Consider the following 13,777-nt stretch of genomic DNA (forward strand, 5'->3'; position numbering starts at 1 on the left):
AGCCCCTTATGCTTCAAATTTTTTGAGAATAATGGTGGCATTGTGACCGCCGAATCCAAATGAATTGGACATGGCAATATTGACTTTAGTTTGACGTGGAACATTTGGAACATAATCCAGATCACATTCCGGGTCCTGATTTTCCAGGTTGATCGTTGGTGCCAATGTCTGATGTGTCAGTGACAATCCGCAGATAACCGCTTCTACACCACCAGCAGCACCAAGCATGTGGCCCGTCATGGATTTCGTGGAACTCACTGCGAGCTTGTACGCATGATCACCAAACGCCTTTTTGATCGCAAGCGTTTCAGATCTGTCACCTACAGGAGTTGAGGTTCCGTGTGCATTAATGTAATCCACTTCTTCAGGCTCAATACCCGCATTGCGAAGTGCCATCTTCATGCAACGTGCTGCTCCATCCGGATCTGGTTCTGTCATGTGATGTGCATCGCCTGTCAGACCGTAACCGATCACTTCACCATAGATGCGTGCACCACGTTTTTGAGCATGCTCCAGGGATTCCAGAATCAGAACACCAGCGCCTTCGCCCATAACAAAACCATCACGTTCTGTATCAAAAGGACGGCTTGACTTCGCAGGATCATCATTACGTGTAGACATTGCGCGCATAGCACAGAACCCTGCAAGACCCGTTGGTCTGATTGTTGCTTCCGCACCACCACAGATCATGGCATCTGCATCACCATTGGCAATCAACTTGAAGGAATCTCCGATGGAGTGTGTACCTGTTGCACAAGCGGTAACCACGTTAATGTTGGGACCTTTGGCACCAAGAGAGATGGACATTTGGCCTGAAGCCATGTTGGAGATCATCATGGGAATAAAGAATGGGCTTACCCGTTTTGGACCTTTTTGCAACAATGCATTATGTTGGTCCTCCCACGTACCCAATCCACCAATACCTGATCCGATGGATACACCGAAACGCTCTGCATCAATATTCTCGTTAATTTTCAGACCACTGTCTTCAACGGCTTTGAAGCCGGCTGCTACAGCGAACTGTACAAAACGGTCCATTTTGCGAGCATCCTTGCGATCCATATATTCTTCCGGGTTGAAATCCTTGATCTCAGCTGCAATCTGTGTCGTGTATTCACTAACATCAAACGCCTCAATCTGAGAGATTCCGGACTTTCCTGCCATTAAACTGCCCCAGAACGTTTCCAAATCTTTTCCGAGCGATGTCATTACGCCCATTCCGGTAATTACTACTCTTTGTTTCAAACCGAGTCACCTCTATATCGACTGCATTACGCAAGTATTTTGTGGGAATATCCGCAAACAGACATCTATTCAACGAAGATAAGCCTGCTTGAGTAGAGTTGCTTGCGGAATGAGAAAAACCAATGAATGATGAGAAGTCCCGCCTGTTCGAAAACATGTGCGGGACTAAAATGACTTTAGGTATGAGATTGTATGTAGTTTACAACTTCACCTACGGTCGTGATTTTTTCTGCATCTTCATCAGAGATTTCCAAATCAAATTCATCTTCCAATTCCATGACCAATTCCACTACATCCAAAGAATCAGCACCCAAATCTTCTTTGAAAGATGCTTCAAGTGTAACTTCAGCTTCGTCTGCGCCCAAGCGGTCGACGACGATGCGTTTTACACGCTCCAATACATCAGACATCCGGTTCACCTCCTTCTTTGGTATTATACGAGAATCGCAGGCAAAATGCCATAGAAGACATATGCGGCTCCCGGCCGGGGAACCCGGCCTTTTTCCGGCATTTCGGATCGTCCAGCGCCTGTTCCCCGACTATTGTTCAAGTCCGGGAAGAATTACATGTACATGCCACCATCGACATGCAGCGTCTGCCCTGTCATATAAGATGAAGCCTGTGAAGCCAGGAAAGTGACTACACCGGCAATTTCATCCGGCTGACCCAAACGGGACAACGGAATACCACTTAGCATACCGTCCACCAGCTCTTGGGACAACTCTTTTGTCATATCCGTCTCAATGAAACCTGGTGCAACACAGTTGACTGTGATTCCACGTGAAGCCAGTTCACGAGCAGATGCCTTTGTCAGGCCAATAACTCCTGCCTTCGCAGCAACATAGTTCGCTTGTCCAGCATTACCGAGCACACCTACAACCGAGGAGATATTGATAATTCTTCCCGACCGTTGTTTCATCATTGGACGTGTAACCGCCTTAAGGCAGTTAAACACACCTTTGAGATTGGTTTCAATAACCTGATCGAATTCTTCCTCTTTCATACGCATGATCAGATTATCACGGGTAATACCGGCATTGTTCACCAGAATATCAACATTGCCCCAAGCTTCAAGTGTAGCTTTGACCATTTGTTCAGCTTCATCCATCAGGCCCACATTGGCTTGAAGTGTAATCGCCTTGACTCCTTTGGCACGAATCGCTTCCGCCACTTCCTCAGCTGCCGCTTGGCTACCCGCATAATTCACGGCTACGTTCGCTCCAGCTTCAGCCAGTGCCAATGCAATACTGCGTCCAATGCCCCGGGATGCCCCGGTAACGAGTGCATTTTTACCTTCTAATGGTTTAGACATAATCATTCCTCCTTTCCCCAAATCTAATCCCTGCTAATCACTTCAACGCACTTGCCGTTGCTTCGAGCGTTTCAAGACTGTTCACATTGTACAGTTTTACGGTTTTATCTGTTTTTTTAATCAAACCGGTCAATACACTGCCAGATCCAATCTCGATGAACGTATCCACGCCTTGCTCAATCAGCCATGTCACACTGTCTTCCCATAATACAGGAGAATAGACCTGAGCTGTCAACAAATCCCGAACCTGCCCATCCTCTGCAGGTCTTGCAGTCACATTAGCGACTACAGGGACCGCTGCCGGTGAGAACGTAACGGTTTTCAGTTTCTCTTCCAGCTTCTCAGCCGCACCCTTCATCAGTGAAGAGTGGAACGGTCCGCTTACTTCCAAAGCAATGGCGCGTTTACCGCCTGCTTCTTTCACTCGTTCCGCGACAGCAGCTACGCCTTCCTTCACACCAGAGATGACGATTTGTCCCGGACAATTCATGTTGGCAAGTTCAACCGCATGACCAGTTTCAGATACGTCACGGCAAAGCACCCCCAGCGCTTCCCGATCCGCACCAAGCACAGCAGCCATCGCTCCTTGTCCACCCGGTACTGCCTGTTCCATATACTGACCTCGCGCCCGCACAGTGCTCACAGCGTCAGCAAACGAAAGAACGCCCGCTGCCACCAGTGCACTGTATTCTCCCAGACTGTGTCCAGCCATATAGTCTGGCTGAATTCCTTTTTCTTTGAAAGCTTCAAGCAAGGCAATACTTGCTGTCAACAGAGCCGGTTGTGTATTTGATGTCTGTTTCAACTCAGTCTCTGGTCCTTCAAATACAAGGTTGCTCAGCGAGAAACCCAATGTTTCATCTGCTGTGCGAAAAATTTCAGTTGCCGCAGGCACGGACTCATACGCGTCCTTAGCCATGCCTACAGCCTGTGATCCCTGTCCGGGAAATACAAATGCTATTTTACCCATCTCATTCATCTCCCAGATGTCTATTTACCAAACGAGTACCGATGCTCCCCATGTCAAACCGCCACCGAATCCAACCATCAGAACGGTATCTCCGGCTTTCATGCGACCTTCCTCTGCGGCTTCTACCAAAGCAAGCGGAATGGAAGCAGCCGATGTATTGGCATACTTATCCACGTTGACTACAACCTTTTCTTCAGGAAGTTCCAGTCGTTGCATCGCAGATTGGATAATCCGAATATTCGCTTGGTGCGGAACAAACAGATCCACATCCGTACGCTCCATACCAGCCTTGCGTAATACCTCAATGGTAGCCGTACCCATGACACGGACTGCAAACTTGAACACTTCACGACCATTCATGTAGATATAATGCTTTTTATTTTCAACGGTCTCTGCGGAAGCAGGCAGACGGGAACCGCCGCCTTCCATCTGAAGAAGACTACCGCCAGCACCTTCGGCACCGAGATCAAATGCTTTGAATCCGCGACCTTCTGGAACTTCACCAACGACTACCGCGCCTGCCCCGTCCCCAAAGAGGACACATGTGTTACGGTCTGTATAATCCGTAATACGAGACAAACAGTCAGCTCCAATAACAAGTGCGTTGTTGTACATGCCGCTTTGGATGAAGCTGGTAGCACTTGCCAACCCATATACAAATCCGGAACAAGCTGCCGACAGATCAAATGCCGCCGCACCTTTTGCACCCAATTTGTCCTGCAAGATGCAGGCTGTTGATGGGAACGAAGAATCCGGGGTAATGGTTGCAACAATAATCAGATCCAGATCACTGCCTGTCATGCCAGCAGATTCAAGTGCTTTAAGAGCTGCTTCATATGCCAGATCAGAAGTTGCCTGCTCGGGTGCAGCAATGTGACGCTCTTTTATTCCTGTACGACTGACGATCCATTCGTCATTGGTATCGACCATTTTCTCCAGATCGCTATTCGTCAAAATTTTCTCAGGCACATATTTCCCTGTACCAATAACCCCTACTGGGCGCAAATTATTCATGTCGTCACTCACTTCCCGCTAATTTCCTTAGATATGCTCTCTACCAGCTGATTCTGCACTGCAATCCGAGCTTGGCGCACAGCATTTTTGATGGCATTGCCATCAGCAGATCCATGACTTTTTACAACCAGTCTGCTCAAACCGAGGAGCGGCGCTCCGCCATGCTCCGTATAATCCAGCTTTCGTTTCAGCCCACGCAACTCAGGCATCAATACAGCTGCAGCTAGTTTACTTTTAAGAGAAGATGAGAATTGCTCCTTAAGCAAGGCGAAAATGGCACCTGCTGTGCCTTCCAGCGACTTCAGCAGTATATTTCCTGCAAAACCGTCGCATACAAGCACATCACAAGCACCAGTCAGCACATCACGCGCCTCAACATTACCGACAAAACGAATGGGGAGTTGTTCCAGTAAAGGATATGCATGTTTGGTTAACTCATTTCCCTTGCCTGGCTCTGTTCCTACATTGAGCAAACCCACTCGTGGGGACGCTATGCCCTGTACTTTTTGCCGATACAAGCTGCCCATCAGGCCATATTGCGCAAGATGCTCCGGTTTAGCATCCATATTCGCTCCGAGATCCAGCGCAAGTACACCTACATCATCAATCGTTGGAATCATGGGCGCAAGCGCCGGACGTTCAATGCCTTCCATTCGACCTACAACAAGCAAACCTGCTGTCATCAGCGCTCCGGTATTGCCTGCCGAGATCATCGCGTCCGCTTCGCCCTCTTTCAGCATACGGCCTGCAACCACCATGGAGGCATCCTTCTTGCGACGTACTGCTTTTACGGGTTCATCATCCGAACCAATAACTTCGGAAGCATGCCGGACCGTAAGATTGGCAGGTCTCACACCTGACTGACTCAAAAGAGGCTCCAGCTTGGCTTCATCGCCGATCAGGACGATCTGTGTATCCGCCCATTCCGTGGCTGCGGCGATCGCACCTTCTACCGTTGATGCAGGTGCATTGTCGCCTCCCATGGCATCAATGACGATTTTCATTCCAAATGACCTCCTTCTCCGCTGTCTTCTCCACCTGAATGGTAGATTACAAAGTTGCCTTGAAACACCATTTCTTCACCTACATAAGTGAATACTTCCACTTTGGCTTTGCCCTTTTGACCCGGAATCGATCTCACATAAGCCTTTGCAATACATTTCTCTCCCAAATGAACCGAACGGACAAAGCGAATGTCTGCTGATGCAGTCAATGCGATCTCGTCATTAATAATGGCTACAGCCAAGGAGTTGGCCTGTGCAAAGACGTAGTGCCCACGTGCAATCCCTGTTCTGGAAAACACATGCTCTTCCTTAATCTCAAACAGGGAAATCCCGCTTTTGTCCAGCTGCAGATCCACAATATCACCGATAATCTCATGCAGGGGCAGCGAGCGCACCTGATCATACGAGAGCTCTGCCATCAGTTTCATCCGCTCCCGAAGTTCGGGTATTCCAAGTTCCAGTCTGTCAAGACGAATCGTCTGAATACTCACCTTCAATTGGCGCGTAAGTTCCTGATCCGTCACAAACGGGTTCTCTTCTATCATTTTGGTTAACTGCTGTTGCCTCTGTCTCTTCGGTACACGTTCGATGCCTGACACCCCCCGCTGTATCGTTTACGGAACCGTCCCATCCGGCCAGTTCAACCATTCTTTCGTGTTGCTTCTATAGATGCATCCCTGGTCACCAGGGTCGTTCTCAAACGGATTATGGTTCATCATATATGTAACGTCAAATCTTAGAACCTGGTACTAAACTATAGTATATCTCATCCCGTGTCAAAAAGAAAGGCTGGCTGAACAAAAACAATTCACCCTTGTGGAGCAAAGATTTCATGCTTGTTAACTCCCTCTACCTACACTATCTAATCGAAAAAAAGTAGCACCTCATCGAAATGAAGTGCTACTTAATGTCCAACTATTATTGAGAGATGATCTCTCTTGCTTTGTACGTTCCGCACACTTTGCACACGTGGTGACTAAGTTTAAGTTCGCCACATTGTTCACATTTCACCATGCCCGGTACAGCCAATTTAAAGTGAGTGCGACGTTTGTCGCGACGCGTCTTGGACGTTCTCCGTTGAGGTACTGCCATTATTCCCACCTCCTTATCAAAATCAACCTTTGCAGGTAGTTGTTACGTTCGATTTTCAATCATGCTCATTTAAAAAAATCCTTGAGCCCTGCAAGCCGCGGATCGATAACCTGGTTATCACAACCGCAGTCACCTTCGTTCAGCTCATGGCCACACTTGGGGCATAACCCTTTGCATGTATCGCTGCATAGCGGTATAAACGGAAGATCCAGCAGAAAAGCTTCCTCGGCATAACCTTTCAGATCAACGCTATCCCCATCCACATAGAGCGTATCGTCGTCTTCATGTAATTCCTCTGGCTGTTTTCCCTGCTTGAATTGCTCATGAAAATCAATATGAAAATGTTCATTGATCGGCTTAAGACAACGGGAGCACAACATGTCCACTCCTACGGTCAGCTTGCCATGAACATCCACAACGTCACCTTCTCTGAATTCTGCAGATAAATCCGCAGTCAGGGGGGTAACGGCTGTGATATCTTGTCGGTTAGAAACCAGTTCCTTGATATCCCACTGTTCGTTAAACTCCAGGGGGCCATCACTGGTAGCCACTTTGCGAAATGGCATTAACATTTCCATCACTCCAAACGAAACCAATTTCATAATTCATGTCAAACGTATCACGACAGTTATACAGGTCAAGCCTGCTCTTGTAAAGCAATAAATCCTGACTGTATGTATTCTGACGATTCATCGTTAAAAGTATTATGAAATTGACTTAACAAACAAAAATCATTATACCGATTTTTCAAGACGTTTGTCAACACTTTTAACTTTACACCCTATTTTAAAACGAATGGCTCAGAACCGTTTACTCCATCTGGTCTATTATAGACTCACTTCAAGATAAACTACAAGTCGTCATTTTAGTTGTAGTTTCTTGCAAACCGCGGTCACATTTCGTTAACGTTTAGTGTGATCTATGTCACACAGACCCTCTCGGCACGTACCTATACTTGCTATAAACCGAAGCACAATCAGCTCCATAACAATTTATTATTCAACTATCTCATATTATATCGGGAGGGAAAATGTATGTTAAGTGAACACACTATTAGAGTCATTAAATCTACAGTACCCGTACTTGAAGTTCACGGTGAAGCGATCACACGCCATTTTTACGAAACGATGTTCGCAGCTCATCCGGAACTACTGAATCTTTTCAATCACGCAAATCAGAAACAGGGACGACAGCAAGCCGCCCTCGCCAATATGGTATACACCGCCGCCCTGCATATCGATAATCTGTCCTCCATCCTGCCTGCCGTCCGGCAAGTTGCCCATAAACATCGCAGTCTGGGTATCGTTCCCGAGCAATATGCGATTGTGGGCACCTATCTGTTACAAGCGATCAAAGATGTGCTTGGAGGCGCGGCAACGGATGAGATCATTACGGCGTGGGGCGAAGCCTACAATGTCATTGCAGATGCCTTTATCGGGATCGAACAGGACATGTATGCGGAAGCAGAGAACCAAACAGGTGGCTGGGAAGGATTTCGCACCTTCAAGGTTGCCAAGAAAGTGCAGGAAAGTGAAGTCATCACATCCTTTTACCTCGTCCCAGATGATGGTAAACCAATTGCCAGCTATGAACCAGGACAATACATCAGCATCAAAATCAAACCGGAGGCACAGTCATTTACACAGATTCGTCAGTATAGCCTTTCAGATATACCGGGTAAACCCTACTACCGCATTTCCGTTAAACGCGAGCTGGGTGGATTAGAACGTCCTGATGGAGTCATATCCACGTATCTCCACGATCACATTGAAGAGGGTAGTCTGGTGGAGCTATCCGCTCCTGCTGGTGACTTTACGCTGGATAGAGACGATAAACGCCATATTGTTCTCTTGAGCGGTGGCGTTGGTCTAACCCCCATGATCAGCATGTTAAATACACTGGTTAACTTGGACAAAAACCGCAAAATTACATTTTTGCATGCAAATCCGGATGGTCAATCTCACGCGTTCCGTGATCATGTGAACAATCTGGCCGAACGTTATCAAAGCGTTAAAGCCTATTATTGTTACACTCAACCTGCTACTTCTGATCGTGAAAATGAGTTTTTTCATAAGGAAGGTTATATGGATGCAATCTGGCTTCGCCAAGTGATTGATGAACTGGATGCCACCTATTATCTGTGCGGACCCGTTTCGTTCATGCGTTCAGTGTATACGGAGCTGCAGGCGCTTGATGTTCCAGCCGACCACATTCATTATGAATTTTTTGGGCCGAAAGCAAGTCTCATTCCCGCGCCGGAAAGTGTCTAACTGTTCTGAGATTGTGGAGATTGATTGGCACAGTCTGACATCCATTGATGTCGGATTTGTGCTTTTTCTTGTCTGAATGGGTGCATGATTTGATCTAATACATGACATCCCCTATGATGGAATGGATGTTATACATACTCGGTTATCCAATCGAAAGGAGTACGTTTAATCATGAGAGCCGTAGGCGTCATTGTTGAATATAATCCCTTGCACAATGGGCATGTCTATCATTTGCAGGAAGCTCGGCGGCTAAGCGGCGCAGACGCCGTTGTTGCGGTCATGAGCGGCCCTTTCCTCCAACGCGGCGAACCCGCCATCGTGGGTAAAAGGGCGCGCACCGAGATGGCGCTGCATGCAGGCGCCGATCTGGTAATTGAACTGCCGGTGGCGTATGCTGTACAGCCGGCGGAATGGTTTGCCTTCGGTGCGGTGTCCTTGCTGGACCGCACCGGCGTTGTGGACTCGCTCTGCTTTGGCAGCGAGTCCGGCGACCTGGACAGCCTGCAGCGCATTGCGCGCGTGCTGGCTGTGGAGCCCGCAGGGATGCGCGAGGACATCGCGCGCCGCCTGCGGGAAGGCGCCAGCTACCCCGCCGCGTACGCAGGCGTGGCGGCGGCACTGGCGCCCGGCGGCGTCGATGTTCGCGACGCCGCTGCACTGCTGGAGCAGCCCAACAATTCGCTTGGGCTGCACTACCTGATCGCGCTGCAACGACTTGGCAGCGCGATCAAGCCCTTTACGGCGGCGCGTACCGGTGCCGCGTATCATGAGGCGACGCCCGGCCCGGGGGCGATCGCCAGTGCAACAGCCGTCCGCCGCCTGCTGATGGCGGACGGGCCCAGCGCCGCCGCGCCTTACGTGCCGGCGGCCACTCTTGCCATTCTGCATCGCGAATGGCAGGAAGGCCGCGCTCCCATACACTGGGAGCGCTTTGCACAGCCGCTGTTTCACCTCGCGGCCACACGCCGTGCCTCCGAGCTGGAACGCATCGCCGAAGTCACGGAAGGCTTGGAGCATCGGCTGATTCGCACACTTGCTCAGCTACCGGAGCCTTCAGTCGAAGCACTCCTGAATGCACTGAAGACCAAACGATACACACGCACAAAGCTCCAGCGTATGCTCGCCCACCTGCTCCTGAATCACACCAAAGCCGAGTGTTCACCAGAGCAATTGGCTGCCGGACCCGGATATCTACGAGTCCTCGGATTCAATACTCAAGGGCAGAGCCTGCTTAAACAAATGAAGAAGACTGCTTTGCTGCCTGTAGTGCTGAAACCTTCGACGTTCACGCACAATCAACTTGAACTGGATATCCAAGCCCAGGTTGCTTATGGGCTCGCTTGCGAGCATAAGGACACACGCAGGATGTTTAGTGACTACTATGAGTCTCCTGTGAGACTGTAATCCACTTTTGATTATAAGACTTCATCTACTATGGAGTTTTTATTCCATCATCAACAGATCATTCATAACGACTACTGAAAACTAAACTATACAACTTAAAAATCCCCTTGCTGCGCGCCGCTCAGGCTCATCGCAACAAGGGGATTCTCTCATTGTAATCCTTTGAATCTGTTGACCTTCTCAGATCTCTCGATCACACTTCATTCCCTGTAATCCATTCAGTCCGATTTCGTCCGAACTTTATCCATTCGTTTCAACTGGGCTCCATCTCTTCACGCCCGATCATAATCCTAGGATTTCACGGATAAGGTTTTCAGATACGCCAGCGCATCATCCACCGTGCTCACAGGCACAAGTTTCATTTTGGTGCCGATCTGTTCAGCCTTGGCTGCTGCTTCCTTATAGTTATCCTTCGGCACAAAGAAGATCTCCGCTTCTTTCCGGTCAGCAGCTACAATCTTGTGCACTACACCACCAATGGCACCCACCACACCGTCCTTGGTAATGGTACCTGTACCGGCAATTCGATGCCCTTTGGTCAGATCTCCAGGTGTTAGCTGGTTATAGATCTCCAACGTAAACATCAAGCCGGCAGACGGACCACCAACCTGAGTATCTGTAAAGGAAATCTGTTTGTCCGGATCTTCAGGTTTCACCTTCTGAACCGCACCAATCATTACGCCGAGTCCCGGGCGGGTCTCTCCCGTTTTATTGTCTTTTACCTGAATCAGTTTCACATCCCGGCTAATGGTCTCTCCGCCACGTTCCAGTTGCATTTCGACGGTATCTCCAACCTTTTTATCTTTTAACTGGGCCGAAAGCACCGTATTATCCGGCGTAGCTGTTCCGTTCACTCCCAGAATAATATCGCCCGGAGCAATGTCTCCATCGGGTTTTGGATCTTCGGACAGTCCAAATACAAAGATATGTTCAGGCACAATAGAGTAAGCCACACCTGCCTGTTCATATGCAGCCTCCATTGCAGAGGATTGTGAGTCACTCATGAACCACACCTGTTCGGCAGAGTACTCCGCTTCGCTTTTACCGCGGAGTCGGTCCTCCTTTTTATCCACTTGAGCATTTTGATTGAACAGAGAGGTTCCTAGCAAAAACACATTGGCATATGTTGCCGACACGGTCGTCATCATGAACACACCGCGTTCTTCCTGGTCCCCACCTTTAACCGTTACCATTGGTTTTACTTCATCTGCACTGCCAGGCATATATATGATATACGGCGTTGGCATGTACACGGCAACATAGACGACCAGAGCCACCACGATCACAAAGATCGAAGCTCTGAATCCGCCAGATTTCCGAATCCGATTCATCGCATGAGCCTCCGTTCTTTGTATCTCTATATAAGCTAAACTTTACACTAATCAGCGATCGTAATTCCACCTTGTGAATACTGCCATTCTCCGGTAGATACTCGCTCTGTGTAATGCAGATATTCAGCTCATCTTGTTTCATCATTTTTTTCAAGTCTAACACTCTGGTCCCTGTGCATACAATGGTACAGGCCGGATAGGCCGCTGTATACAATAGCCTGTCCGGTCAAGGCCGAACCGCCCTTTGGGCGTCATTCGGCCGTCCATAACGATTCAAATGCCGAATTGGCGTTATCTGATATGAGGTGAAACGATGACATTACAGAGCGAGGTTAGAGATTCTGGCCCGTTACGAACGATAATACTAAGTACCGGCGCTTTAATGTTGGTCATTGCAGTAGTTTCTTCCCCCAAAGAAGCGTTTGATGCCTCTATTCAAGGTCTGGATATATGGTGGAAAATTATCTTCCCTGCCATGCTGCCGTTCCTCATGTTATCCCAAATGCTCACTGCGTTTGGCTTCACCCATGCAATCGGCGCCTTGCTCGGACCGTTAATGCAACGATGGTTCAGACTTCCAGGCAATGCAGGTCTGGCGATTGCCGTTGGCATGTGCGGCGGATTTCCCGCAGGAGCAGATGCAGTATCCCGTTTATTTCAGGATAGACAAATTACCGCCAAGCAGGCGGTTGTCCTTGCGGCGGCATCTCATTTTGCCAATCCAATGATGATCATACTGGTCGTTGGTGCTGCTTTTCTCCACCAGCCGGCGGCCGGATATTTTCTACTCGTGGTCCACTGGGTTAGCGGCTGGATCGCCACCATTCTGGCCACGCGTCTCCTGCCTGCACCGGGTAACCAGACAAACCGGGCTGGCTTGACAGCTGCGCAAGCAGATAACAGCTCTCTGGATTCTCAGCCTGCAAGTCCTGCAAATTCCATAAGTCGCTCATCTGCACCCCACCACTCTACATACAAACGACGCCGTATATGGTCTGAACTGATGATTGCAGCGAGGGAAGCCCATAGTCGTGATGGAAGAGGGTTTGGCAAACTGCTCGGTGACACCGTATCCCAAGCTGTGCAGACCTTGATGATGACTGGAGGATACATGATCGGTTTTGCCGTGTTTATCCGATTGGTCTCCCTTTATCTGACTCCCGGGTCCTCTGCTGCGCTGTGGCCAGCCTTCTTTGAGCTTCACCTGGGCACCTATCATTTGAGTCAGACTACACTTGCACCCGCCCTGCTCATACCTCTACTTGCAGCCGTTCTGGGATGGGGTGGTTTATGCTCCCATCTGCAAGTCTCTGCCGTCCTGAAAATCACTGGTCCAAGCAGCAAATCCATGTTGTACTTTGCCGGAGTTCGTCTGATTCATGGATTATTCGCCTTTTTCATCAGTCTGTTCCTGTGGATGCCTTTCAGCCGTTATAGCACAGAAGCCTGGACCACATCACAGATCAATACAGTGCAGGACCTCTCGACACCATTCGGTTGGCTATGGATACCTAGTCCGGGTAACACATACTCGATCAACACCATTTGGAGCGTCTTCCCTGCTGCATGCATGGGTCTTGCGTTACTTCTTGCAGTCATGATCAGTCTGTCGGGTCTTACCTTCTGGTTTAACCGCCGGTTTTCTCGCTGATTTTCTGACGGAGCGCTGCTTCCACCTCAGGTGATACAAGATCTGTAACATCTCCATGATAATGAGCGATTTCTTTGACGATGCTGGAACTTAAATAGGAATATTTCGGATTGGTCATCATAAATATCGTTTCCGCATCTGGATTCAACTTGCTGTTGGTCGATGCCAACTGCAACTCGTATTCAAAATCAGTTACCGAGCGTATACCACGAACGATGACCTGCGCTTCCTTTTGCCGGACATAATTGGCTGTCAGATCGCGGAAACTGTCCACCTCCACATTGGGTAGATGGCGGGTTACTTCCGTGATCAGTTCTTTGCGTTCCTCCACCGTAAACAGCGGATTTTTGCTCATATTGTTCAACACAGCCACAATGACGCGATCAAATTGCTTCGACGCTCTGGCGATAATATCCAGATGCCCCATCGTTACGGGATCAAAACTTCCAGGATATACGGCAATCCGTTCCTGTCGATGTATCAT

The 13,777-nt window shown here is 48.9% G+C and carries 14 protein-coding genes; 3 read left to right on the forward strand and 11 right to left on the reverse strand.

The window, feature by feature from the left end; genetic code table 11:
• Positions 1 to 6: 6 nt before the first annotated feature.
• From fabF to MKY73_RS18895, 9 genes are all read right to left on the reverse strand, one after another.
• Entirely contained in the window at positions 7 to 1,245 is a 1,239-nt protein-coding gene (fabF, locus tag MKY73_RS18855; protein ID WP_062833763.1) for a beta-ketoacyl-ACP synthase II, read from the reverse strand.
• 176 nt (positions 1,246 to 1,421) lie between these two features.
• Entirely contained in the window at positions 1,422 to 1,655 is a 234-nt protein-coding gene (gene acpP / locus MKY73_RS18860; RefSeq protein ID WP_024630176.1) for an acyl carrier protein, read from the reverse strand.
• A gap of 152 nt (positions 1,656 to 1,807) precedes the next feature.
• Positions 1,808 to 2,557, reverse strand: coding sequence for a 3-oxoacyl-[acyl-carrier-protein] reductase (gene fabG, locus MKY73_RS18865; RefSeq protein WP_017689228.1), 750 nt, complete (start codon positions 2,555 to 2,557; stop codon positions 1,808 to 1,810).
• A 37-nt stretch (positions 2,558 to 2,594) separates the two neighbouring features.
• Positions 2,595 to 3,527 carry an ACP S-malonyltransferase gene (fabD, locus tag MKY73_RS18870; protein WP_339303009.1) on the reverse strand — a complete coding sequence of 311 codons (933 nt, stop codon included), beginning with the start codon at positions 3,525 to 3,527 and terminating at the stop codon, positions 2,595 to 2,597.
• Between the two features lie 24 nt (positions 3,528 to 3,551).
• A complete protein-coding gene (locus tag MKY73_RS18875; RefSeq protein WP_339241519.1) occupies positions 3,552 to 4,541 on the reverse strand; it encodes a beta-ketoacyl-ACP synthase III in 990 nt (329 codons plus the stop codon).
• Positions 4,542 to 4,549: 8 nt separating this feature from the next.
• A complete protein-coding gene (gene plsX, locus MKY73_RS18880; protein ID WP_339241517.1) occupies positions 4,550 to 5,545 on the reverse strand; it encodes a phosphate acyltransferase PlsX in 996 nt (331 codons plus the stop codon).
• A complete protein-coding gene (fapR, locus tag MKY73_RS18885) occupies positions 5,542 to 6,090 on the reverse strand; it encodes a transcription factor FapR (RefSeq protein WP_047842457.1) in 549 nt (182 codons plus the stop codon). Before fapR ends, plsX begins: the two co-directional genes overlap by 4 nt.
• 373 nt (positions 6,091 to 6,463) lie before the next feature.
• The gene (gene rpmF / locus MKY73_RS18890; protein WP_017689233.1) at positions 6,464 to 6,637 is read right to left on the reverse strand and encodes a 50S ribosomal protein L32; all 174 of its coding nucleotides are present in this window, start codon (positions 6,635 to 6,637) and stop codon (positions 6,464 to 6,466) included.
• 65 nt (positions 6,638 to 6,702) lie between these two features.
• Entirely contained in the window at positions 6,703 to 7,209 is a 507-nt protein-coding gene (locus MKY73_RS18895; protein ID WP_339303010.1) for a DUF177 domain-containing protein, read from the reverse strand.
• Positions 7,210 to 7,671: 462 nt separating this feature from the next.
• Here MKY73_RS18895 and hmpA point away from each other — a divergent pair, with 462 nt between their 5' ends.
• Both hmpA and MKY73_RS18905 read left to right on the forward strand, forming a co-directional pair.
• The gene (hmpA, locus tag MKY73_RS18900) at positions 7,672 to 8,907 is read left to right on the forward strand and encodes an NO-inducible flavohemoprotein (RefSeq protein WP_339303011.1); all 1,236 of its coding nucleotides are present in this window, start codon (positions 7,672 to 7,674) and stop codon (positions 8,905 to 8,907) included.
• A 171-nt stretch (positions 8,908 to 9,078) separates the two neighbouring features.
• The gene (locus MKY73_RS18905) at positions 9,079 to 10,311 is read left to right on the forward strand and encodes a nucleotidyltransferase (protein WP_339303012.1); all 1,233 of its coding nucleotides are present in this window, start codon (positions 9,079 to 9,081) and stop codon (positions 10,309 to 10,311) included.
• A gap of 290 nt (positions 10,312 to 10,601) precedes the next feature.
• On the opposite strand, the gene MKY73_RS18910 is transcribed toward MKY73_RS18905, so the two are convergent.
• On the reverse strand, positions 10,602 to 11,642 hold the full coding sequence (locus MKY73_RS18910; protein ID WP_339260399.1) for a SepM family pheromone-processing serine protease: 1,041 nt from the start codon (positions 11,640 to 11,642) through the stop codon (positions 10,602 to 10,604).
• Positions 11,643 to 11,955: 313 nt separating this feature from the next.
• Here MKY73_RS18910 and MKY73_RS18915 point away from each other — a divergent pair, with 313 nt between their 5' ends.
• Complete coding sequence (locus tag MKY73_RS18915; RefSeq protein WP_339303013.1) at positions 11,956 to 13,293, forward strand: nucleoside recognition domain-containing protein; 1,338 nt, start codon at positions 11,956 to 11,958, stop codon at positions 13,291 to 13,293.
• Here the strand turns inward: MKY73_RS18915 and coaD are convergent.
• The gene (gene coaD / locus MKY73_RS18920; protein WP_085981453.1) at positions 13,271 to 13,777 is read right to left on the reverse strand and encodes a pantetheine-phosphate adenylyltransferase; all 507 of its coding nucleotides are present in this window, start codon (positions 13,775 to 13,777) and stop codon (positions 13,271 to 13,273) included. The genes MKY73_RS18915 and coaD overlap by 23 nt on opposite strands.

This window comes from Paenibacillus sp. FSL R5-0519 (assembly GCF_037974275.1).
Classification (GTDB): Bacteria; Bacillota; Bacilli; order Paenibacillales; family Paenibacillaceae; genus Paenibacillus.